The 23453-nt window shown below is 67.1% G+C and carries 15 protein-coding genes and 1 pseudogene; 6 read left to right on the top strand and 10 right to left on the bottom strand.

Annotated features, from left to right (window positions below):
* Window positions 1–70: 70 nt before the first annotated feature.
* The gene (locus tag ETD85_RS12340; RefSeq protein WP_138689804.1) at window positions 71–6124 is read right to left on the bottom strand and encodes an RHS repeat-associated core domain-containing protein; all 6054 of its coding nucleotides are present in this window, start codon (window positions 6122–6124) and stop codon (window positions 71–73) included.
* A 730-nt stretch (window positions 6125–6854) separates the two neighbouring features.
* Entirely contained in the window at window positions 6855–7247 is a 393-nt protein-coding gene (locus tag ETD85_RS65690; RefSeq protein ID WP_240779107.1) for a substrate-binding domain-containing protein, read from the bottom strand.
* 809 nt (window positions 7248–8056) lie between these two features.
* Here ETD85_RS65690 and ETD85_RS12330 point away from each other — a divergent pair.
* The gene (locus tag ETD85_RS12330) at window positions 8057–8896 is read left to right on the top strand and encodes an IS5 family transposase (protein ID WP_138689802.1); all 840 of its coding nucleotides are present in this window, start codon (window positions 8057–8059) and stop codon (window positions 8894–8896) included.
* 57 nt (window positions 8897–8953) lie between these two features.
* Here the strand turns inward: ETD85_RS12330 and ETD85_RS12325 are convergent.
* The 3 genes from ETD85_RS12325 to ETD85_RS12315 form a co-directional block, all read right to left on the bottom strand.
* A protein-coding gene (locus ETD85_RS12325) for an IS5 family transposase (RefSeq protein WP_138689848.1) occupies window positions 8954–9741 on the bottom strand; the annotation gives its coding sequence in 2 pieces (ribosomal slippage) (window positions 8954–9408 and window positions 9408–9741; 789 coding nt in all).
* A gap of 205 nt (window positions 9742–9946) precedes the next feature.
* Window positions 9947–10438, bottom strand: a complete 492-nt coding sequence (locus ETD85_RS12320; RefSeq protein ID WP_138689801.1) for a copper transporter — start codon at window positions 10436–10438, stop codon at window positions 9947–9949.
* A gap of 10 nt (window positions 10439–10448) precedes the next feature.
* Window positions 10449–11057 carry an STAS domain-containing protein gene (locus ETD85_RS12315; RefSeq protein ID WP_170246642.1) on the bottom strand — a complete coding sequence of 203 codons (609 nt, stop codon included), beginning with the start codon at window positions 11055–11057 and terminating at the stop codon, window positions 10449–10451.
* Between the two features lie 1980 nt (window positions 11058–13037).
* Here ETD85_RS12315 and ETD85_RS12310 point away from each other — a divergent pair.
* The gene (locus ETD85_RS12310) at window positions 13038–13235 is read left to right on the top strand and encodes a hypothetical protein (protein WP_138689799.1); all 198 of its coding nucleotides are present in this window, start codon (window positions 13038–13040) and stop codon (window positions 13233–13235) included.
* Window positions 13236–13579: 344 nt separating this feature from the next.
* Here the strand turns inward: ETD85_RS12310 and ETD85_RS12305 are convergent, their stop codons facing one another.
* On the bottom strand, window positions 13580–13942 hold the full coding sequence (locus tag ETD85_RS12305) for a winged helix-turn-helix transcriptional regulator (RefSeq protein ID WP_240779106.1): 363 nt from the start codon (window positions 13940–13942) through the stop codon (window positions 13580–13582).
* Window positions 13943–14577: 635 nt separating this feature from the next.
* Between ETD85_RS12305 and ETD85_RS66790 the strand changes: the two genes are divergently transcribed.
* The 3 genes from ETD85_RS66790 to ETD85_RS12295 all read left to right on the top strand — a co-directional run bounded on the left by ETD85_RS66790 (window position 14578) and on the right by ETD85_RS12295 (window position 17760).
* On the top strand, window positions 14578–15201 hold the full coding sequence (locus tag ETD85_RS66790; protein ID WP_206058267.1) for a reverse transcriptase domain-containing protein: 624 nt from the start codon (window positions 14578–14580) through the stop codon (window positions 15199–15201).
* Window positions 15198–16046: a group II intron maturase-specific domain-containing protein gene (locus tag ETD85_RS66785; protein ID WP_206058266.1), complete on the top strand. Its 849-nt coding sequence runs from the start codon at window positions 15198–15200 to the stop codon at window positions 16044–16046. The genes ETD85_RS66790 and ETD85_RS66785 overlap by 4 nt, the downstream gene beginning before the upstream one ends.
* Window positions 16047–16227: 181 nt before the next feature.
* Window positions 16228–17760, top strand: a complete 1533-nt coding sequence (locus ETD85_RS12295; RefSeq protein ID WP_138689797.1) for an ISL3 family transposase — start codon at window positions 16228–16230, stop codon at window positions 17758–17760.
* Window positions 17761–17824: 64 nt separating this feature from the next.
* Here the strand turns inward: ETD85_RS12295 and ETD85_RS12290 are convergent.
* From ETD85_RS12290 to ETD85_RS65670, 4 genes and pseudogenes are all read right to left on the bottom strand, one after another.
* A pseudogene (locus tag ETD85_RS12290) lies at window positions 17825–19139 on the bottom strand (IS256 family transposase).
* 836 nt (window positions 19140–19975) lie between these two features.
* A complete protein-coding gene (locus ETD85_RS12285) occupies window positions 19976–20689 on the bottom strand; it encodes a hypothetical protein (protein WP_138689796.1) in 714 nt (237 codons plus the stop codon).
* A 432-nt stretch (window positions 20690–21121) separates the two neighbouring features.
* Complete coding sequence (locus ETD85_RS65675; RefSeq protein ID WP_240779105.1) at window positions 21122–21382, bottom strand: RNA polymerase sigma factor; 261 nt, start codon at window positions 21380–21382, stop codon at window positions 21122–21124.
* Window positions 21383–21416: 34 nt separating this feature from the next.
* Entirely contained in the window at window positions 21417–21629 is a 213-nt protein-coding gene (locus ETD85_RS65670; RefSeq protein WP_240779104.1) for an RNA polymerase sigma factor, read from the bottom strand.
* A gap of 589 nt (window positions 21630–22218) precedes the next feature.
* Here ETD85_RS65670 and ETD85_RS12275 point away from each other — a divergent pair.
* The gene (locus ETD85_RS12275; RefSeq protein WP_138689795.1) at window positions 22219–23094 is read left to right on the top strand and encodes an alpha/beta fold hydrolase; all 876 of its coding nucleotides are present in this window, start codon (window positions 22219–22221) and stop codon (window positions 23092–23094) included.
* Window positions 23095–23453 lie beyond the last annotated feature (359 nt).

The raw sequence follows: 23453 nt of genomic DNA, 5'->3' as shown, positions 1-23453 counted from the left end.
GTTCTGCGCCGCTCTTCCGCCACAGGAGCTTGCCTCCCGCCGCCGATCCCCCCGGATCGGCGGCGTTCGGTCAGCAATTGCGAAAGACTCCCATCAACCCCCCGTACGCTCCGGCCGTAGCCGCCGCAAGGCCTATTACGGCAGCCGGACTCGCGGGACTCACGATGGCCGGGGCGGCGGCGAACACTCCTGTCACTCCGGCGCCCATTCCGATGGTGGACTGAATGCAAGCCCCGTTCGTCTTCGTGGTGATGCTGTCGTCCCGCAGGACCGTACACCCGCTTTTGTTGCCATCGGCATCGATGTGACAGCTCACCTGCTGCCGGCCCGGTCCATAGGTAGGCACAGTCGTCGTCCGGGTGAAGAAGTCCCTGCCAAAGACCGAAGACGTCTCGGTTATCTTGAGACCCTTATCCGTGTACTCGATGGACTTGCATCGTTCGACACCGAGAAAGCCATCCTTGCAGTATTCGTCGGTCGGCCCGAGAGCTTTCCGTATCGCGGCCAGGGCACTCAGTCTCTTGACGAGATCGTCCCGTATGCCGGCCAGGATGTCCTGCTTGGTAACCCGCGAACCGATTGCCCCGGCGCAAGGGGCCTGCCCGTCGGGACAGTTCGCCTTACTCTTGTTGACCGGCGTACGCGCCGGCGGGAGTGCCGGATTCCATGGACGCGGCTTCGGGTTGTAACTGGTCGCCGGGTTACTGGCCCGGTGCTGGTAGGCGCCGCCGCGGCCGTCGCTGCATACTCCGTCCGGGCAGGAGCGCGAGAACAGGCCGTCGGGGTCGCTGAGAGTGACGGGATTCTGGTTCCCGTAGTGGTATCCGTTGATCTGCTGGGGATCGGCCAGGTTCATCAGCGGGTCGGCCGAGGTGAAGCGGCCGAGCGCCGGGTCGTACTCGCGGGCGCCGAGGTGGGTCAGGCCGGTGGGGTCCTGGGTTCCGCCGACGAAGCCCTTGTCCATGGTGGCCGGCCAGGTCCCGGCGCCGGTCCGCTGCTCGCCGAAGGGCGTCTGGCGGCGCAGCGCCACCGTCTGCCCCACGGCGCCGATCGCCGCGACGGCTGTGCCATGGTGGTCGGTGCTCATCCAGGTCAGCTTCCCCGCGGCCCGGGTCGCGATGAGCTGGCCCGCGTGCGTGTAGTAGCGCGTCCCCGAGGTGGTGCCGGTGGCGTTGGTGTAGCGCAGTTCCTGTCCCGGCAGGTACAGCGTCTTGCCGGACGGGTCCGTGCGGATCAGTCGCTCGCCGCCGGCGTCGTAGACGTACGAGGTCGGGCCGGACGCGTCGACGCTCTGGGCGAGCTCGCCCTCCGGGTCCCAGGTGAGGGTCTGAGTTCCGGCGGGGCCGGGCCGGGAGACCACGTTGCCGGCGGAGTCGTAGGCGTAGGCGGAGGTCTCGCTCCCCGTGGAGACGGCGGTCAGTTTGTGGGCGGCGGGCACGCTGTAGGTCGTGGTGCGGTCACCGGCGGAGGTGGCGTGCTGCACCGTCTTGACGCGGTTGCCGATCGCGTCGTGGTCGTAGGTGTGCCAATACTTGGCCGGCCCGCCCAGCACGGCGGCGCCGGGCGCCGTGCCGCAGCCCTCGGTGGCGGGCGTCCACGCCTCGCGCACCTGCTTGAGATGGTCGGTGGTGAAACACTGGTAGTCCTTGGAGACCTGATCCGCGATCTCGGTGACGTTGCCACTGCCGTCGTAGCCGAAGCGCAGATCGGCCACCGCGGTCGGGGACTGCTGCCGGACTGTGGCGATCTGCGCCAGCCGCCGGCTGTGCGTGTCGTAGGTACGCGCCACGTCCACGCTCTGGCCGGTGCTGTTCTTCAACTTGACGGTGCCGAGCTCATTGAAGCTGGTGTAACGGGTGTTCGTCACCAGGGTGGCGCCCAGGGTGGTCGACAGGGTCGTCGGCTCGCCCGTGGTGGTGTATCCGAACGTCAGCTCCTCCTGCCCCACGTCTCCGGCCGCCGGCAGGCGCATGGTCTTGGGCAGGCCGCTGGCGTAGTAGGTCATCTTGTACGTGTACTCGCCGGCCAGCCCCTTCTCCGCCGCCGGGATGGTGTGGGTCACCTCGGAGGGCTGGTAGCCGATCGTGTAGCCCTTGATCTCCTTGACGTACTGGCCGGTGCCGGCGTACCGGACGGACTTGACCGGCCGGCCGCGGACGGACGTGCCGTCGGCCAGCGTGTCGTAGGTGAACTCCACCCGCGGGTCGCCGGTGACGCTCTTGTCGCGCACCGACGTGGGGCGGCCCAGCACGTCGTAGGTGTAGGCGACGGTCTCACCGCGGTTGTCGGTCTTGGTGATCAGATCGCCGGCCGCGTTGTAGGCCGTCACCGTGGTGCCCGTGTCGGGGTCGACGGTCCTGGTACGCTTCCCGCGCAGGTCATAGCCGTACTGCCAGGTGTTCCCCTCCGCGTCCACCAGCCGGGTGAGCTGACCCTTGGCGTTGTAGGTGTAGGCGGTCTTGTCGGATTCGGCGGCCGTGCCCACGTCCTGGGCCCGGCGGTACTGACGCAACTCCACGGTGTGGCCGGTCGCGTCGCTCACCGTCGAGGTGACGATGCCGCCGCCAGGCGGGACGAGGTCCTCCCGGTCCCCGCCGTAGTGGTGGGTGGAACGCCACAGCTCCGTGCCCCCAGCGCTGGCCGGCGGCATCTCCTTCATGCGGACCTCGGCCGACACCCGCCCCGCCCCGTCGTAGACGGTCACGTCCGCCGCGGAGATGGTGCTGCTGGACGCGTCCGGCTGGATCAGGTCGGTCTTGGGTGCGACCGACGCCAGGTACGGGTTGTTCTTCCTGACCGCGCGCCCGGCCGAGTCGTAGAAGGTGTCGGTGACCACGGCCCCGGTGCCGCCGGTGGCGTCGGAGGTCTGCGTCTGCCGCTCCCGCATCAGTGCGTCGTACAGCACATGCGTGGTGTCGTACGCGTCGCCCGCGGGGGAGAGCGTCTGGCTGGTCACGACCGTGGCGGCGTTGTTGCGTACCAGATAGGAGAAACGTGAGCTCGGCGTGCCCGGATAGGTCGTCTTGTCCCGGCCTGGCAGCCACACCGCGGTCAGGCGGCCCATGGCGTCGTAGGTCAGGTCGGTGACCCGGTCGTTGGGGTCGGTGATCCTGGTCGGCTCGCCCCAGACCGGGTCCTGCTCCGTGGTGGTGACCCAGCCCAGCGGGCCGGTGACGGTGGTGCTGGTCACCGGCCCGCCGGACTTCGGGGTGTAGACGGTGCCGGTCTTGGCGCCGCGCACGTCCCATGCGTCGGTGACGCGGCCGTAGTCGTCATGGTCGGCCTTGCTCTCCACCACGAACGACGGTTTCCCGCCGCTGAACCCGCCGATGGTCTCCACCTGGGTAACGTCGCCCGCGCTGGGAGCCTGCCCCCACGGCTTGTGGTCGTAGGAGGTGCGCTCCTCGGCGATGACCTGCTCCTCGCGCAGGGTGTTGTTCGCCTCGGCGTCCTTGGCGGTGGCGCAGTCGGCGGCAAACGTCCGTACCCGTGACGGGCTGTCCACGATCGGGGTGCCGGGGTCGCGCGCGTACTCGGTCAGTGTGCACTTCTCGTCGCCGGCGACGTTGTCGTCGCCGCGCTCGTCCACCGCCGTCGGCAGCCGGTAGCCGTCGACCTGCCGGGTGGTCGTGGTGGTGCGCGGCGCCCGTGCCCCGTCACGCGTGGTGCGGGTGTGCGAGGCCGACTCGTGCACCATGCGCGCGTGCACGGTCACCCCGCCGAGGGTGCGCGACGCGGTCGGCTCGGACTGGGTGTACTGGCTGACCGCGGCCGACACCTCCGCCTGGCCGTCGTAGATGATGGCCTCGCGCAGCCGTCCTGCGAAGGCCTCCTCGTCCTTGGACGAGGGGACGCCGTTCGCCGTGATGGCCGGCAACTCGGCCACGCGGGTGCCCGACGGCAGCTTGTCGCCGTGCATGCCGCGGAAGTAGCGCTTTTCGGTGCGCATCTGCTGGGCACCTTCGCCGACCGTCCTGGTCACCGACGAGTAGCCCCGCCACACTGACCAGGTCTTGTACTCCGGCTTGACCATCCCGTCGTCGTCGGAGTAGTGCCAGGCCGGCGTGCCGTTGTAGGTGTAGCCGGTGGTCACCTTCGGCGAGGACGTCGGACTCCCGGTGCCGACCTCCGCCACCGTGACGGACTGCACCACGTGCTTGTGGAAGAAGTCGGTGATCGCCTCGGTCTTCCCCGCGGGGGTCCAGCGCACCGGATAGCACCGGTAGGCGTTGTCGTGCAGGTTGCGTTCGTCCGGCGTCCGCGATCCGGCGACGCAGTCGTCGGGGGCGTACACGACGTCGGTCACGCCGCCGTTCTCGTCGGTGATCGTCTTGATCCGGTGCCGGTTCATCGCCGGGTAGGTGTCCTCACGAGTGTCGACACGGTTGGACAGCAGCTCGGAGGTGAAACGCACCTCTGGCACGGCGACGTCGGCGCCTGCTCCCGCGAGCCCCTTGTGCGCTATACTCGCCAGCCACATCGCGGGCGTGCCGTAGTCCTCCACCGCCGGGAAGGCGTGCGTCAGCGTCCAGGACTCCGCGTCGGCGTACTGGCCGATGCCGGGGTCGAGTACCTGAGTGGTGACGGAGGCCAGGCGCTTGGTCATCCAGAACGACGGGGAGACCTGCGTGTACCCGCACGGGGAAGCCGAGCACTTCAGGTCGAGCGGCACGTCCGGCCAGTTCCTGTTCTCGCCGCACGCGCTCAGGCATCGGTCGCCCAGGCCGAACGAGACGCGCATGGGGGCCTGGTCGGTGGTGCCGCGCGTGCCGTACTCGATCGTCTGCGGGTAACCCGCCCGGTCGTACTCCACCGCGTCCGCCGCAGTGAGATTGCGCCCGTAGCGATTGGTCTCCTTCGTGTACGAGATCCGCATCGTGTTGCCGTGCGGGTCCACCACGTGGTCCAGTTGCCAGCGGTAGGCCTGGGTGCAGGAGGAGGCGGCGAACGTCGTCCTGTAGCACCGTTCGCCCTCATGGTTGCCGAACACGGGCACCGTCAGCGCCGACTGCGATCCCGGCCTTCCGCCGAACCAATACTGGGTGCCGTCGGTCGTGGTGACCAGCCACCACTCGCCGTCGTCATCCCCGTTGGCCGCTCCGGTCCTGCGCTCGATCCTGGTGCCGTCGTCGGCACGCAGGCGCCACGTGTCGCCACCGGAGGCGTCCTTGATCAGCTCACCGGCGTGACCCTGCATCGACAACACCGCGTTGTCGGTGGCCCAACACAGGTCGCCGGTCGCCACCTTGTTGCTGGCCGGCTTGCCGTTCTTGGCTGCCATGTCCTGCGCGCAGCCGATGTAGCGCCGCTCGATGAAACCCGGGTGCCAGTCGAACCCCTCACCGGCCCAGGAGGGCTGGCTGTTGACCGCGGCCGTCCGCCCGTCGACGCTGTCCGCCGAGTACCCCAGCGTGACGGCCGGCTGCGGCCCGCCCAGCCCCGGCGGCACCCGTACCGGGTACGACCAGGAGAAGTTCCCGCTGTTGCCCTCGGCGCTCCAGGTCGCCGACGGCGCCAGCGACGTCGCTTTGTAGTCACCGGCGGACCCGGACGGCTCGGCCGCGACCGCCAGCAGCGTGCCCGAGGCGGCCGTCGCGCCCGGCTCCGCCGCGGAGCCGGGCACTGTGACCTGCGCCGACACGGTACCCGCGCCGACGTCGTTGACCGACGTCACCATGGCGCCCTGGCACGAGGCCTCCTTCGGGGTGCGGAGCGCGCACTCCGGCAGGCGCCACACCCGCAGCCGGGACGCCCAGTCGCCGCCGTAGGCGAACCGGAAGGCGCTGTAGTCGACGGTCAGCCGGGCCGGCACATCCATCGCCTGACCGTCGGCGCGGGTCATCCGCAGCGCTAGGCCTTCCGCCCCCGCGGTCTCGACCTTGCCCAGCGACTCCACCCGCATCTTGGCGGGGCCGCCATCGGCCGTGGCCGCCGCTCCCGCCGCCGCGTCCACCCACACGGGTAAGTCGCCGGCGCGGGCGCCACGTTTGTCCGCCGCTGTGGCTCCCGCGGCGGACACCTCGACCTCGGCGACGCCTCGCGCCGGCCACACCGGCGCCGTGGCCCGCCAGGATTTCACCTGGCCCGATGGGGCCTTCACCCGTTCGGCGTAGCGAGCCGCCACGACCGGCTCCTTCTGGACGCCGACGGTTGTGACAGGCAAGGCAGCCGCTGGCTGCGACGGTACGCTCGCGATCGCGATTCCCGTCACCAACGCCGTGATCACTGCGACGGCTCGTGGCCGTCGCGGTGGGCGATCTGTCATCATCTTTCCTGCTCTCGTCCCTGGATTACCTGGGCTGTTCCGTGCCGCGCCCGGTGCGTGAGGCCTCGCCGGGGTTCTTGTCGGTGATTTGCCTGTCAGATGCTCCTCGCCCGCCGGCGAACGGCGGGCGAGGCTCAGAGGGTCGCGCGCCCTCAGGTGGACCTCTCCCAAGCCCGCTCCGCGGAGACTTCGCAACCCGCTTCCTCGGACCCCCGCGGTGGCGGCCGCGACCACCCCCTGCCGGAACATCCTTTTCCATTCGGGTGCGGCGTCATCGGCTCTCACCGCGTGCTAATGTCCACGACGCGACTCGATCTACATGACTGAAGGTCAGCATCAGATCGCCACGCCCCAAGCGCCAGGCACAAAACTGCAAATCTATGCAGGTTTCCTGCCAAAGTGAGTTTCGGGGAACTGCTCAGTGCGCCTGTGCGGTCGGCGCCGAGGCGCGGTGTCGGTCTTGCCGCCGCCGGTCCGTCTCCCCGAGCCGCCGCCCCGAACCGGGTTCGCCACGCGTCCTGCCCGGAAGTCAGTTTGTGGCTGCCGGTTCGATGGTCGCGGGGCGGGGATAGCTGCTCCGCGGCGTCGGTCATGGTCCTTGATCGCCTCGACGGCCGACCACCACGTCCTCGGGAACGCGTTGGCCCGAGGCCAGCACCGTGCGCAGGGCGCCCAGAGCGAGCAGGTCGTTGAAGCAGAAGACTGCGTCCGGCGGGGACGGCGCGTCCAGCAGCCTGGCCATCGCGGACGCTCCTTCGGCGCGGTGGTAGCGCTCGACCGAGGCCGTGATCTCCGCGAGCCCGTGGGCGGCGATCGCCTCACGATAGCCGGACAGGCGCAGAGGGGCGGTGCCGCTGATGGACTGGTCCTGACGCGCCGGACTGGCAGCGATCGGCCGCCCCCTGGCGGACCCGTTCGTGAGCGCGGGGCTGACCTGCCTCGAAGCCGCATGGCGTGCTCCATCGGGGTGACCTACTGGCATAGGGACGGCGCAGAGGAACGGCTCGGCTGGCACCAGCCACTGTGTCAGGTCAGTGACACGCTGGAGGCCATCCGCCGGCTGTACGGCCCAGTCCCGGACACCGCCGTACTGCTGATCCCGGGAGCCAGGCCAATGCTCCTCGACTTGGAGGACGCGGAGGATTTGTTCCCGGACACTCAAGATGAGGATGAACGCGCCAGCCGGCGTGAGGATGTGGCGATGTAAGAAGACCCCGGCAGCGTGAGGCTGACGAGGTCTTGGTGTGCAGGTTGGCGGCTTCGTGCGCGCCATGTCGCTGCGCCTGCCCTGTTTTGAGGCTGGATCTCGTCCGCGAGCCCGCGATCGAGCCTGTCGAAGATCTCGCTCTATTGGTGATCCGGCCGGTACGGGACTGACTGCTGAGCAGCGGACACGATGGCTGCGCCGTCGAGTTGGGCGACGCTCAGTTCGACGCCTCCGCTGGACCATTCCACGCCGAGTTCGAAGGGCCCGGCCGGCGGCAGAGGCCAGAGCCATAGTTTCAACGTGCTGTGCCCCAGGTAGGGGGCTGAACCGTGCAGTTGGTCGCCGGTGGGTTGCCAGCTGAGTGGGGGTTTAGGCATGACTCGATGTCATGTACCCGCTTTGTCTCGACAGGCTTTGGGCTCTTTGTCCAATAGGCACAAATTTGCTCACTCCTCGCCGCCGGCAAGGGCGTCCGTTTCATCAGCAAATGATGCTCGAATTCCGTCTGGTCTAGGAATGCGGTAGAAGTTCACGACCCCGCCGAGGATCACTATCGATCACATATGTCGGGTAGAAATTCCGCCATGAGCGAGCGAAAGCCCTATCCCAGCGACATATCCGACGCCCGCTGGGCCTTAATCGAACCCACCTTGACCGCTTGGCGGCAAGCCAGGCTCGACCGCCGGCCCACCGGTCAACCCGCCTCGGTCGAACTACGCGACGTCTTCAACGCGATCCTGTATGTCAACCGTACGGGAATCGCCTGGAAATACCTGCCGCATGACTTCCCGTCGTACAGCACCGTCTACGACCACTACGCAGCTTGGCGCGATGAGGGAATCTTTGTACAGCTCAATTACGAGATGACCGGCCTGGCCCGTGTCAAAGAAGGCCGTACGGCCGAACCAACCGCGTGCGTGATGGACACCCAGAGTGTGAAGACCTCCACCAGCGTGCCCCTCACCAGCCAAGGAACCGACGCCGCCAAGAAGATCGTCGGTCGCAAGCGCGGCATCGTCACCGACACGCTCGGACTTATCCTCGCTGTGAGCGTTGCCGCCGCAGGTCTGTCCGACAACGTCATCGGAAAAGGGCTACTCGACCAAACCAAGAGCACCTACCCGACGATATCCAAAACCTGGGTCGACACCGGCTTCAAGAACGCCCTGATCGAACACGGCGCCGCATTAGGCATCGACGTGGAAGTCGTCTCCAGAAAAGCCGAAACTCGCGGATTCCATGTCGTTAAACGCCGCTGGGTCGTCGAACGCAGCCTGGGCTGGCTCATGCTCTACCGCCGTTTAACCCGCGATTATGAGACCCTGCCCACCAGCTCCCAAGCCATGATCCACATCGCCCCGATCAACAATCTCACGAAGCGTATAACGGACGAGACCACGCCAACCTGGCGAGGCACCTACTAGCGCATAAGCCGCAATCTACTCAAATCAAATGCCCACCAAGAGGTCCTAACAGAAAGATCAGCGGACGAGGCGTCGCCAGCAGATGATGGCAGCGGCGAGGGTCATGAACGCTTCGTGGATGTCGTCGCGGACTTCCCAGCGGATGCGCAGGCGGCGGAACCAGTGCAGGAGCGCGATCGTGCGTTCGACGACCCACCGGTGAATGCCCAGGCCGGAGCCGTGTGGGGTGCCGCGCCGGGCGATGATGGGTTTGATGCCGGTGCGCCAGACCAGGCGGCGGTACTTGTCGTGGTCGTAGCCGCGGTCGGCGTACAGGCAGTCGGGCCGCTGACGTGGTCGGCCGACGCGGCCGCGTACCGGCGGGATGGCTTTGATCAGGGGCATGAGCTGGGTGACGTCGTTGCGGTGGCCGCCGGTCAGGGAGACGGCGAGGGGGATGCCTCCGCCTTCGGTGATGACGTGGTGTTTCGAGCCCGGCTTGGCGCGGTCGACCGGGCTCGGCCCGGTTTTGGGCCGCCCTTGAGCGCCCGGATGTGGGAGCTGTCGATCACCGCCTTGGACCAGTCAAGCTGACCGGCGGCGTGCAACTCGGCGAGCAGGAGCTGGTGCAGCCGGTCCCACACTCCGGCCTGGTGCCAGTCGCGCAGCCGCCGCCAGCAGGTCATGCCTGAGCCGAACCCGAGCTCCTGCGGCAGGAACTCCCACGGGATCGCGGTGTAGAGCACAAACAAGATGCCCTGCAACGCCAGCCGGTCATCCAGCCGCTTACGTCCCGGATGGCGCCGGCGCCGCTCCACCTTCGGCAGCAGCGGCTCGATCCGCTCCCACAGGCTGTCCTGCACCATCCACGGTAACTGCTCGCCCTTCTTCACACGAAGATCAACGACCAGCAACGCCACGGGACTCGGCTCTAGATCATTTTGTTAGGACCTCTAAGAGCGCCTCCCATGCTGGTCGCGCGATACCGCGCTTGCCCGACTCCTTCTCCATGACCAGTTCGTCGTAGCCGCTGGCCGCCAGGGCATCGAGCTGGAGCGGTGACGCTTCCTTCTACCGGCTGGGAGATGGGGTCGCGTGCGACGTCGTGAGCGGGAATGACGAGGCTCCTGTGCCCGTGCCGTACTGACCCGCACGCCCGTTCAATTGCTCCCGCAGGGCATAGACGACCGTGATATATCCCAAGGGGGTATCGGCGGTGGCAACCGTGGTGACGTGCTTGACGGTCTCGTCTTTGGCGCGCAAGGCGGCGATGAGGCCGCCGGGAAGGGTGGAGGTGTTACCGCCAGCGAGTACGGTGCCTCGGCTCACCGCATCCATTCCGGCTGCCAAGGAGACGAGTGCGCCGGCTTGTGCTTCGGCACCCTCGCCTTCAAACGGATCCTCGGGAGCGATCATGACGGCGATCGTCGCGCGCTCGCCTGGTTCCCCGTCGATGCTGAGTAGCCCGGCTCGCTCAAATTCGTCAAGCAGCGTGAGGGTTTCCTCGTTGCGGGTCCCCGCTTGGGCAGAGTCGCTGGTCATGAGAGTGCTGCCGAGCAGCATGGCGCTTTTCTCATAAGTGCTGGCTGCGGGATTGATGCACAAGCTGGTCAATAGTATGCCGACCTGCGACAGGCCTGCGGCTGAGCGATGTCATAGCCCCGATGCGCAAGACCCGACCGGACGTTCCGGTCGACTCAGGGCGGCGGCTCGGAGTGCGGGCGGGGCTGGTGGCTGAGGGCGGGCACGCGTCGCATGGTGCGCAGGCGCGGCAGGTGGCGGCGCACGGGCGCACGGGCGCGGGCGGCGCCGGGGCCTCGTACATCTCGACGTCAGTGCCGGAGAGAGCCTCGGGCATGCCGGTGTAGAGCGGGATCACAAGCTCGGAGCGCTCGCTCATCAGCGCGATGAGGCTGCACAGGGGCGGATGCGCCTCCGCCACGGCCAGGCGGCCGCCCTTGGCCTGCATAGCCCGCTGGGTGATGGCGAGCTGCGCAAGCCCGTTCACGTCGCAGAACCACAGGTGCGTGGCCTCCACGATCACGTCCGTCACCGGCGACTGCGGGATCGGATCCAGGAAGGATGGCAGCACGGCTCTGGTGGTGGCGTCGAGTTCTCCCGTCAGGGCGATGATCAAAGTGGTGGCGCCGACGGGAACCAGCCGTATGGCCAGGTGCATCATCACAGGCTCCCCCTCCTCCAGTCGTTTGCGCCCATAGTGTTCTCGCCCAGTGCGAAGAGCCATGCATTGGTGTGAACAGACGGATTTCCCGTTGCACCGGTTCGCCTCGGGGTGGATCCTGCAACCCAACCGTTTCGTACGGCAAGGGCCCTCCGATGCTGTTGCCCCCGGCTCGCCGGCGTTCGGGACGCCGCAGTGCGTTGGCATTCCAAGCTCGACGGCAGTCCCCGGTAAGCAGGACGACCGGAAGATCAAATAGTTAGCTGTAGCCATCCGCTAACGGGACTTTCGTTCGGGTGCTCGTCATGCCCGGCCGTCATCCCGGACGGCACCGAGAAAATCCTCGCGCCCTTTTCAACGGTTGCTGGACATGGTTCATCAGGGAGGTATCCCGCTCACCGTCAACCACACCCTGGCCCGGTCGGTGCTCGCCGAGGGATGGCAGCGGTTCAGCCGGCGATGCTCCACAGCCACAGGACCGCACAAGGAACGCGACACCTACGAGGCCCCCGTTTATGCGCCGAGCACTTCGGCAATTGGGCGCCGTCCGCCGCACCAAACACTCCCTCGACCTAACCCGGGCCAGCCACGCCCTCCGCACCGATGACGCGGCCTTGTGGCACGCCATCGCGACCGACCTGCTCATCGTGCCCGGCGATCCCGGCCTGGAGGCAGCCGCCGAGGCCGTGTGCATGCTGTACCTGACCAACGCCGTACCGACCCGCCACACTGAGCTCTACACCGCCGTCGCTGCCGTCCTCGCGGGCGAAGAATGGCGCGCCATAGCTACATCGACCTACCCATCAACGCCAACAATGCCTCCTGGCTCGCAAGTCCAACCCGGGGCCGTACGAAGGAACTTCGACTGCTGTCAGGCTTCGTCGGCCCACACCGACTGCCGCCGGTCTGGCCATCCTGCACACGGCACTGCGCGCACACTCCCTGCGGCCCCGGACGAGACGACAATCACCCCATATGGTTGACCGGGTGATGACCGGCCCCGACTGCACAGCTGCGGCGCGCCGTCGTCCATGCCAGCGACGGCTCGGGCATCCTCCGGTCCGTCACCTGACCAACCAGTCGAGAAGGCGTTCCCCGAGCCGAGCGGTGGCGGCGCTGCGACCTTCTAACCGGCCGCCGGGATGTCCTGCGGCGTTCTCCTAAACGCCATGAGCGATGAACCCCGAGCCTCTTGAAAGCCGCATTTCGGGCGCCAACGATAACCATTCCGTGCCCCTTGATCTTTGGAGGCTGTACGGGCGAAGCCCGTTCCATTGCATGTCCGGGCAGGACCGCTAGTCACTCGGCTAGATATTGTGCGCCGCCCGGCCCTTTACAATGTAGATCACGAGGGTGTTGCGCAAACTGCCACCGACGATCGACACGGTCGACGGCACGGTGCTTCTCGTATCGCGATGGGCCATAGATGACCACCCAGTCCCGATAATCGACCAGCAGTCGGCGTACCCGGGTGGCCAAGCCCGCAGCAGGTCGTCGAACTCCTACGAAGGTGAGGCCAACGGTTCGGTTACGGAGCGGCGCCGTGACGGCGCCGTGGTGGTGCACCACGGAACTCGGGATCCGGCGCACGACCGGGCGTTGGCGGCCGCGTTACTGGCGGTCAGCGCATGGCGCGTGACTCTCCCGACACTAAGCAGCTTCGAGTGGAAGGTCTCTCTGGGGTCATCCGCCCATCCGAGGCCTCGACCGACTGACGCCGGTGCGTGTCACGCACCCTCCACGAGATCGTCGTTATCCGCGACGACGGCACAGTGGAGCTGCCGCGCGGGCGCGACCGCAGTCACCTGCCGTTCGTCGGCAGATGGCAGACACACGGCCTCGTCTTGACCATCGGCTCGAACCTGCGAGGCAGCCAGGTATGGAACGCGGGCCCCTGCCCAAGCTCGGTCGGCATGTGCGCGGGTCATGCCGAACTCGCCTTCAATGGACCCACGCGGTCTGATCGGCACAGTGGCCACCGTGATCTACAAGAACGAGTCCGGCCAGGCCGTATCCGGACATCCCGCTCCGCCCGGCCATCCCCGTAAGGGCGACTCGTTCATCCTCGAACGCGTCGACACCGGTGTGCTGCGCAAGCGGTCTCCAGCCAGCGACGGCAACCCGTACCTGTGCGGCAGCGGCGCCCGCGCCAAGTGGAAGACCGAATGCAACGCATGACGAGGCCCTATACCGCTGCACATCCCATCGGATGAGCGTTCCGGCCAGGGAGGTGTTCTTGCAGGACGGCGTCTCAGCACAGAACCCGAGATCCCCAGGACAGCTGTGCACACGACTTCGAAAAGTGACAACTGTTGTCGATTTCTGGAGTTCGCTGCGGAGATGTCCAAAAGTCCTCTGCGCAGCGCTGCTGGCGGTGCGAGGGCGCGAGCGTTGCTTCCCTCTCCCCCTGGCGTCGAACGCCAGGAGGGCGTGGGCAAGCGAGCGGATGATGTGGGTGGAGATCGCCGCGATCTGTCTTACGGACTCAGAATCACCTGACCCGCAGGATTTACGCTGCGGTCCTAGCGCTGCTGGGCCGCGATGACCTCCGGGGTGTGCGCCGAAATCCAGCGGACCAGTTGGGCGAACGGGCGGGACGGGCCTTGACCCAACTGGGTCAGTTCATAACTGACTTGCGGTGGGGTGGTTGGCTCCACGATGCGCTCTACCAGCCCGTCGCGGACCAGGGTCCGCAGTTTGGCGGAAAGCATCTTCTCGCTGATGCCCTCGATGCGCTGGCGCAACTCGAAGAAGCGCATTGGCCCAGGCGTCAGGGCGGCCAGGACCAGCGGCACCCACCGTCCAGTGACATGTTCCATCATCTCCCGCCCGGGACGGTCGCTGTGAAATGTGTCACTGATCCACCGAGCGTCGCTCTCGTCCACCTGCTCACCTACCGCCATCTCTACGGCGGGTGTGTCCAGTCAGTGGCGTGCGCCGTGAGGCGCTGTGATTTGAGCGGAGGTGGGAGACCTTCGCCTTCGGCCTGTCGCAGCAGGTCGGTGAAGCTGAGGGCAGCCTGATCCGGGTGATGCCGGGGAGGGCGGGAGCAGCCCTGACAAAGCCGGGACGTGCCAGTACTGCCAGATGGTGCGGGTCCGGTGAGCGTGATGGAGAGGAGTACGAGAGGAACCGACGTCGTTAAGTCCCTCCACTGGACGCCTGCTCGAATCTGGTGGATCTGGGCAGGACGCGGCGCGCACCCGCCGGCCGAGGCGGGCGGGGAACTCCTGGGCCGGTTTGCCATTGCCGGCAGGGAGGCCATGAGGAAAGTCTGCGGCGTACTCATGGCGAGGCCGCAGGGACAAAGTCGGGCTCCTACTTCGTCGAGCGAATCGCAGTGAACGGGAACCACCCGGTCGCAGCTCCAGGCCGTGGGCATCCAGCCCGTTGGCCGGGATAGGTGCATCGACCACTGAACGGGCCGGGGTGGGGCGGAGCCGCCGTAGTAGTCCGAGGCCGGGAGAGCCGGTCACATGGCGAAGGGCGGCAGCGGTTTCGAGAAGGGATGGAGGCTGCAATGCCGAAAGACGCGCTGCCGAATGGCGGCGCCTGGCCGGAGGCGGTCCCGCTGGGGCCGAGTCGGCGGGTATCGGAGATGCAGGCCAAGCTTCACCGTTGGGCGGCGGCTGATCCTGGCCGCCGGTTCGATGACCTGTTCAACTTCGTGCATGACCCGGCGACGCTACTCGTGGCGTTCGATCGGGTTGCGGGCAACCGCGGAGCACGTACTCCCGGCGTGGACGGCCTGACGGTCACCGACGTCGAGGAGCGCATCGGTGTTCCGGGGTTCCTGGACGACCTGCGAACCTTCCTGAAGGATGGTTCGTTCCGGCCTTTGCCGGTTCGGGAACGCAAGATCCTCAAACCGGGTGGGGCAGGGAAGGTCCGTGCCCTCGGGATTCCGACGGTGGCCGACCGGGTCGTGCAGGCCGCGCTGAAACTCGTGCTGGAACCGATCTTCGAGGCTGACTTCGAGCCGGTCTCTTATGGGTTCCGGCCCAACCGGCGTGCTCAGGATGCGATCGCTGAGATTCATCATTTCGGCACCCGAGGCTATCGGTGGGTGCTGGATGCGGACATCGAGGCGTGCTTCGACCGGATCGACCACACGGCCCTGAGGAGCGGGTGCGTCGCCGGGTGAAGGACAAACGCGTTCTGGCACTGGTCAAAGCGTTCTTGAAAGCCGGGATCTTGACCGAGCTCGGTGAGAACAAGAGCTATACGACCGGGACGCCGCAGGGCGGCATCCTGTCTCCGCTGCTGGCCAACATCGCTTTGTCGGTGCTCGATGAGCACCTGGTGGAGCCATGGAAGCCGGGCGGGACGATGTCGAACGAGGGTAGGCGCGGACACCGCCGCCGCAAGGGGCTACCGACGTGGCGGCTGGTCCGCTACGCCGACGACTTCGTCGTCCTGGTCCACGGGACACAGGCCGACACGCTGGCGGTGCGCGAGGACGTCGCGAGAGTGCTGGAACCGATCGGGTTACAGCTGTCACCGGCCAAGACCCAGATCGTGCATTTGAGCGACGGGTTCGACTTTCTGGGGTTCCGCATCCAGTGGCGCCGCAAGAGGGGAACCGATAAGTGGTACGTCTACACCTTCATCGCAGACCGGCCCATCCGGTCGTTGAAGGCCAAGATTCGTGCCCAGACCCACAGGAAGTCACAACAGGACCTGAGGTCCGTGCTGATCAGGCTCAACCAGATCATGCGCGGCTGGGCCAACTACTTCAAGCACGCCGTGGCCAAAGACCGGTTCTCCGGCCTTCACCAGTTCGTGTGGTGGAGGCTGATCCGGATGCTGCAAGTCCGGCACCGCTGGAGCTGGAAGGACGTCCGACGCCAGTTCACCACCCCGATCGGGCGGTGGCTGCCCATTACGGCGACGGACGGGATCGAGTTGTTCGACATCGCCAAGATCACGGTCACCCGATATCGCTGGCGGAGCAGCAAGATCCCCAACCCCTGGGTCATACCCACATGACGGCAGAGACCGTGGAGAGCCCGTTGCGTTGAGAGGCGCACGGCGGGTTCGGCGAGCGGCTTGAGGAAACGGGTTCAGAGAAATCTGAGTATCGCGCCTCAAGCCGACTCGACTCTGTCGCTCTTTCGGCTCTGTCTCGGATTCGATGGTGACGGTTCGTGCTGTGTCGTCACGCTGAGTTGTGCTTGATGATGACGGACTCGTACGTACGGTGTTCTCGGGGCTATCGCCCCTCGTTGTGGAAGAGGTGACAGACGAGGGCGAGCAGATTCGGTTACGCGCGCGGACCCCGGACGGCTCGGCCACCTGTCCTGGCTGCGGGGCCGAGACAGCGCGTGTGCACGGCTATCACCGGCGGAGTGTGGCCGATGTCGCGATCGATGGACGCCGGGTGCTGGTGGTGGTGCGGAGGCGCCGCCTGGTCTGCCCGACCCGCGGCTGCCGCCAGACCTTCCGGGAACAGGTGCCCGGGGTGCTGGAACGCTACCAGCGCCGCGCCCTTCGCCTGACCTCGCAGATCGGCGCGGTGGTCCGCGAACTGGCCGGACGCGCCAGCGTGCGGGCGTTAGCCGCGCTGGCCGTGCGCTTATCGCGGCATACTGCCCTGCGCCTGCTGCTGCGTCTGCCGTTGCCTGCGTTGCGGGTGCCTCGCGTGCTGGGCGTGGACGACTTCGCTCTGCGTCGGCGTCATCGCTACGCCACGGTGCTCATCGACGCCGAGACCCGCCAGCGCATCGACGTGCTGCCGGGCCGCACCGCCGATGTGCTCGAGGCCTGGCTGCGCGCCCATCCTGGGGTGCAGGTGGTCTGCCGGGACGGCTCGGGCGCCTACGCCGAAGCGATCCGCCGCGCCCTGCCCCACGCCACCCAAGTCGGTGACCGCTGGCACCTGTGGCACAACTTCGGCGAGGCCGTGCTCAAAGAAGTGGCCGGACACAGCGCCTGCTGGGCCAAGGCCGGCCCCCCGATCAAGGTCGGCAAGCGTGCACAGACCACCCGCGAACGCTGGCACCAGGTCCACGACCTGCTCGGCAAGGGCGTCGGCCTGCTGGAATGCGCCCGCCGGCTGAACCTGGGCCTCAACACCGTCAAACGCTACGCCCGCGTGCCCGAACCGATGCGCCTGCAACGCGCCCCGCAATACCGGCCCACCCTCGTCGACCCCTACCGCGACCACCTGCGCCGCCGCCGTGCCGAAGACCCCGCAGTCCCCGTTCTGCACCTGTTCAATGAGATCAGAGCCCTCGGCTACCCGGGCAGCTTCAACCTCCTCTACCGCTACATCACCCAAGGGCGAGTCGAAGCCGACCGGCTACCCATCGCGCCCCGCCGCCTGACCCGGCTCCTGCTCACTCAACCGGACAACCTCAAGGATGAGCACCGGCACTTGCTGGACGACCTCACCGCCGCCTGCCCCGAGATGATCGACTTGGCGGGACTCGTCCGCGGTTTCGCCGACCTGCTTCGGCCACGCGAAGACAACGCCGACCGTCTCGACGCGTGGATCGCCATCGCCCGCGCCGCCGACCTCCCTCACCTGCATGCCTTTATCCGCGGCCTCGACCAGGACCGCGACGCCGTCCATGCGGCCGTCACCCTGCCCTTCCACAACGGCGGCACCGAAGGCGTGAACACCAAGACCAAACGCATCATGCGCCAGATGCACGGCCGAGCCGGCTTCGCGCTGCTCCGCCACCGCATCCTCTTGGCCTGACGCTCCGTCACCACCGAAAGAGCGACAGAGCCCAGTCAGTGGTGTATCTCGATCTTGAATTGTTCTATCGGGTGGTTGGGGTCAGGCGGCCTTCGAAGGTGATGGCGAAGGCGTTCAGCGCGGCCTTCCAGCGGGTGATCCAGCGTTTGCGGCCCTTGCCGGTCGGGTCCAGGCTCATGATCGCCATGTAGACGCATTTGAGTGCGGCCTGCTCGTTCGGGAAGTGTCCGCGGGCCTTGACCGCCCGCCGGATCCGGGCGTTGACCGACTCGATGGCGTTGGTCGAGCAGATCACCCGGCGGATCTCGGTGTCGAAGTTGAGGAAGGGCACGAACTCGGCCCAGGCGTCCTCCCATAGCTTCACGATCGCCGGGTACTTGCCGCCCCAGGTCTCGGCGAACTCGTAGAAGCGCTCGAGCGCGGCCGCTTCGGTCGGGGCGGTGTAGACGGGCTTGAGCCCTTGGCGATGGCGTCCCAGTGCTGGCGGGCGGCATACCGGAACGAAGCGCGCAGCAGGTGAACCACGCACGTTTGGACCACGGCTTGTGGCCAGACGCTCTCGATGGCCTGCGGCAGCGCCTTCAGGCCGTCGCAGCCCACCATCAGCGCATCACCGACGCCACGGTTCTTGATCTCGGTCAGCATGTGCAGCCAGAACTTGGCGCCCTCGCCTCCGTCGCCGGCCCACAGCCCGAGGATGTCGCGCTCGCCATCGACGGTGACCGCCATCGCCACGTAGATCGGCCGGTTGGCGACCTGGCCGTCCCGCAGCTTCACATGGACAGCGTCGACGAACAGGACCGGGTAGATCGCGGATCGAGCGGCCGGTTCTGCCATTCGGCCATGCCCTCCAGCACCTTGTCGGTAATCGTGGAGATGGTCTGCTTGGAAACGTCGGCGCCGTAGACCTCGGCCAGGTGCGCGAAGATCTCGCCGGTGGTCAGGCCATTGGCGGCCAGCGAGATGACCATCTCGTCCACGCCGGACAGGCGCCGCTGCCGCTTGCGCACGATCTTCGGCTCAAAGCTGCCGTCCCGATCGCGTGGCACGATGATCTCCACCGGCCCAACGTCGGTGTTAACCGTCTTGGAGCGGGCGCCGTTACGGCTGTTGGTCGTCTCGCCGCCGGAGCGTTGGTGCTTGTCGTAGCCGAGATAGTCGGTGATCTCACCTTCCAGCGCGGACTCCAGCACCAGCTTGGTCAGTCGGCCCAGCAGCCCGTTCTCGCCGACCAGTTCCACTCCCTCGGTGCGGGCCTGGTCGACCAGCCGGGCCACCAGCTCCCGGTCCGACTCCTTCGTCTTGGCGTCCTTGGGCTTACGCGCCACCGCGGCGTCCTCCAGGTCGATCTCCGCCGATGCCTGGATCACAGTACTCATCAGGTGCGTTCTCCTTGATCAGGAGTTACACCAGTGACCGTACAGTCCCGAGGCGGAGGCCTGACCTGGCCGGTGGACGGGGTGATGACACTCACGGGCGTTCTCCTATTTCAGTGGCTGCGGCGTGCGCTGCGGTGCAGGTAGGTTGCGGGGTGTCCTGCCGAATCGGGCTGATCTCGGGGACGAGACGTTCCACCGTCCTGAATCGGCTTTTGGACACCGCTTTGGCTGCTGCGGTGCCCGCCTCATGGACGCAGCGCGAAACCATTGGAGAGTCACGCTGATGGGCGTCGCGCTCGCGTTCGGGCTGAGTGGATGGTGGGGGCGCGTCAGACCCACTCCATGGGCGCGGTGATCGGCAACGCGCTCAATCCGATTCATGCTCGTGAGGAGACTCCTCGCTGCCGCCTTGTGGTGCAACTCTAGGTTGCACCGCATGACTGAAAGCGCAACCCGAGAGTTGCATCTCTAGCCGCCCAAGGCGGTCGGCGCCTCGATCCGACGCGCGCCTGATCCGCTTCGGCGGCCGTCCATGCCTGCGAGTAGGCGGCACCGTCTGCGTCGGGTCGGCCAAACGACCCGCGCCATCGCCTACGTGATGGCCGTCCAGTCGAACGCCGATTGTCGCTGTGAGGGTGACGACGACCCAACCGCCGCGAACAAGGAAGCGGCAGTGCGCCGTCGTCGCTCGCGGAGTTTGATCGTCCGCTTCGCCACGTCCACCCGAGGGCTCTGGTGCTCGGTGAGGTCCGCGTAGAAGCGAAGAATGATAGTCGCCCGCTGCCGGAGAGGCAGTGACGCTAGCGCCTGACGCACGGCGCCCCAGGGGCGGCCCGTCACGAGAGCGGACGGTTGCTGAGCCGGCAGCCGCGTGGCCGTTCGCTGGTCCAGCCCGCCTCAGGTGCCCATGCCTGATATTCCATGAGCGTCCCCGTGGCGAGCCCCTCCGTGCTCTCGACCGCGATCGCGGTAGTCGCCAAGACGGTGCCGGTCCGCGGGTCGAGGATGGTGGTGTATCGCATCAGCACCTCGTCATCGGTACCGAACTCGTCGAAGAAGAGCGCGCTCTGTCTGAAGGTGACCTCGATTCCCGGACGTCCCAGAGGGTCCGTGATCGAGCCACGCACCTTGGTCGTCGGCAGTCCGGCGAGGAGACGCAGGGTGGCTGCCCTGACCGAGGGCTTGACCGGCAGCTCCAGAAGGGCGGAGGAGGTGGGGAGGAAATTGTCGAAGCTCATTCTGAGCTGGCTGGGCTTTCGGGTCTTCCAGTAGGTTCGCAGTTTCTCCCGGAGTTGTCCGGTGTCGCCGGGCAGCGCCGCGAGGTCGGCCAGCGTGAGTCCACTCAGGCGTGAACCGGGCACGCGGCCCTGTTCGACTGCGCGCGTGTAAACGCACTGTGAGGGCTTGAACCGCATCTGGACTTTCGCGCAGTCGCCCGAGCGGGTGCCCGGCGCGCACACGCGTTGGACCTTGACCGGAGAACCCGCCGCCCGCCATGCACGCTCATCGGCCTCGGTGGCGGGACGGACGAACTGCTGCCTCTGCTCCACCTGAACGGGGTCGCCGGGGTCGCGGCTGCCAGAGGTCGATTCGAGACGAGGAGAGAACGTTGAACGTATCGCCGCCCGCCCGGACCCTCATCAGCCCACGGTGGAGCTGCGGCCTCCGCCAGTAGTCGCCGCGCTCCTCCGGCAGTTTCGCGATCTGGTCCGCCAGGTGGAGCAGGGCATCGTTACCGCCTGTGGGCGCGAGCATGTGCGGGAACATCGGTCACGCTCGACACGAGCCTGACGACGGCCATGACGACGGCGATCGTTGTCGCGGCCGCTCCCAGGGTCCATCTCCAGGCGAGGCCACGGCGATTCGCTCTACCTGGCCGTACCGGCATGCGCTGTGCGGCGGCAAGCCGAAGGCGCGCGTTCTCAACCACCTCCACCGAGGGTGGCGGAGCGTCAGGCAGTGCTCTCGCCAGGAGCCTCAGCTCATCCATGGATCTCCTCCAAAGGGCTGACGTCGCCGAGTGTCTTGCGGAGTTGCTTGCGAGCGCGGTTGAGCCGGGAGGCGACCGTCCCCGCAGGGATCCGCAGGGCGGCGGCGATCTCGGCGTGGCTGAGGTCGCCCAGCACGCTCAGCAGCACGACGTCGCGGTCCCCACGGTTGAGCCCGGCCAGCGCCCCCGCCAGCTTGCCGGTCAGCTGGCCTGCGGCCACGCGGGCCAGGGCTGCGTCCTCGGAACTATGCACGGCGCGTTCAGCCGTCCGGCTAAGTGCCTTCCATCTACGGATCTCGGTGCGGCGGCCGTGCGATGAGGTGGGTGGCGATGCCGTACAGCCACGGACGCACCCCGCCGCGCGCGGCGTCGTAGCCACCCCGATAGGCCGCCAGGAACACCTCGGCGGCCAGGTCGTCAGCGACGTCGTCGGACAACCGCCTGACGATGTAGCGGTGGATCTCGGAGAAGTGCGCATTGAAGATCTGCTCGAAGTCCACCCGTAGATCGGGTGGGTCGGCCAGGTCAGGTGGAACGGCCGTGCAGGCGTCTCCGCTGGGTCAAGTGAACGATGGTCGCCCCTTCTTGCCCGAAGTGCCTTGGTGCTTTCACGGACGGTCGCTGAGCCTGTCGCCTACGCCTGCCGGAGGCTATCCAGATCCGTTCAGTCACCGCCTGATCGCCCGCGATACTCTTGTCATCGGAATCAGCTGACCACCGCCCCTATACGCACCGTACGCGGCCAAAACGATGTTGCAGATTCCCAGCCAAAGGGCGTTGCAGGTCACATGTTGTCCCGCAGGCGCCGCTGCATCCGACCACGTCACCGTCCGACAAACCACCTTTTCTGGAACGGAGCGTCAATGTCCGAAGTCACCTGCGCAGTCGCCCAGCGCGATTCGCGCAGGGGCGATGTCGCGTTCGATGGGTGCCTCGCGCCAGCCGATGGTGCGTTGTCCCTCGATGAGGCGGGCAGTGCTGGGCGAGTTCTTGATTTTCCCGATTTTCTCCTGGCTTCGGCACCCTGCTCCCGGCCGGGCCATCGGAAAATGTGGGCGTTCGGCAGCAGGTAGCCGCTACCGTGCCTCCATGTTGGATGCGCACGAGCGATTTGTGGCCTCCGGGCCGCTGCGGATTTGGACTGAGCGGGTCGGGGATCCTGGGCTTCCCGCTGTGTTGATGGTCATGGGGTCGGCCGCTCAGGGTGTCCTTTGCCCTGATGCGCTGGTTGGGCGGCTTGTGGAGCGTGGGGTTCAGGTGATCCGATTCGATCATCGGGATACCGGTCGGTCCAGCGTCGTCGACTTCGATGCCCACCCGTACACGATCGGGGATATGGCTCGCGACTGCCTGGCCGTGCTGGACGGTTACGGACTGGGTTCCGCTCATGTGGCTGGGACTTCCCTGGGCGGCATGATCGCGCAGTGGTTGGGGGTGCACGCGCCGGACCGGGTCCGGTCTTTGACGGTGATGTCCAGCTCGCCGATGGGTCATGATCTGAGGCCGGTGTGGGCACGGGCGAGGGCCGGGAAGCCGGCCGACCCGGATGATCTGCCGCCGCCGTCGCCGGCGTTTCTCGCGCATCTGGCCGCCGGGCTGCCGCCGGGTGTGGAGTCCGACGTGGCCTTGTTCCGGGTCTTCAACGGGCCGGTCCGGCCGTTCGACGAGCCGGCTGCCCGGGCGATGCTGGAGCTGGCGCTGTCGCGGGCCACCGACCCGGCGGCCGCGGCCAACCATGACCTGGCCGTATGGAGGGACGCCCCTGACCTGCTCGCCCCGCTGTCGTCGATCACCGCGCCGACCTCGATCGTGCACGGCGACCAGGATCCGCTCTGGCCGCTCGGTCACGGCGAGGCCCTGGCTGCCGCGATTCCGGGCGCGGTCCTGCACGTCGTGCCCGGGATGGGCCATGTCCTGACTTCGCCCGGCCTGCCCGAGGAGGTCGCCGACCTGATCCGGCTGTGACCCGCCTTGCGGGGGCGGGGCCGCGCCGATGATCAGCCTCGTGGTGAACCGCCTCCACTTCTGCATGACGGATCTCATCATCACGCCCCGGCCCGGCATCACCGCGATGATCGAAGCAATCGGCAGACTCGTCCGTGAGGGTGAGATAGGCGACGCCTGCCAGGTCGTCCCCGACCCGGGAGGAAGCCGAGATGCCTCAGATTGATCGACAGAAAGCATCCCCTGCGTCTGCCCGGAACCCGTCAATTTGATCAGGGCAGTTGAGCTGGGCTAATTCTGTGTCGACTTCTCTGTGGTGTCTTTCTCGGTCTTGGGCTTGTTGATCCAGGCGGGTCCTGGTAGGGTGTTTTGCAGTATCA

Origin of the sequence: Nonomuraea zeae (genome assembly GCF_005889725.1) — a bacterium.
GTDB classification, from domain to species: domain Bacteria; phylum Actinomycetota; class Actinomycetes; order Streptosporangiales; family Streptosporangiaceae; genus Nonomuraea; species Nonomuraea zeae.
The sequence above is the reverse complement of the archived record's forward strand: the minus strand, read 5'-3'. Positions and strand labels throughout refer to the sequence as shown.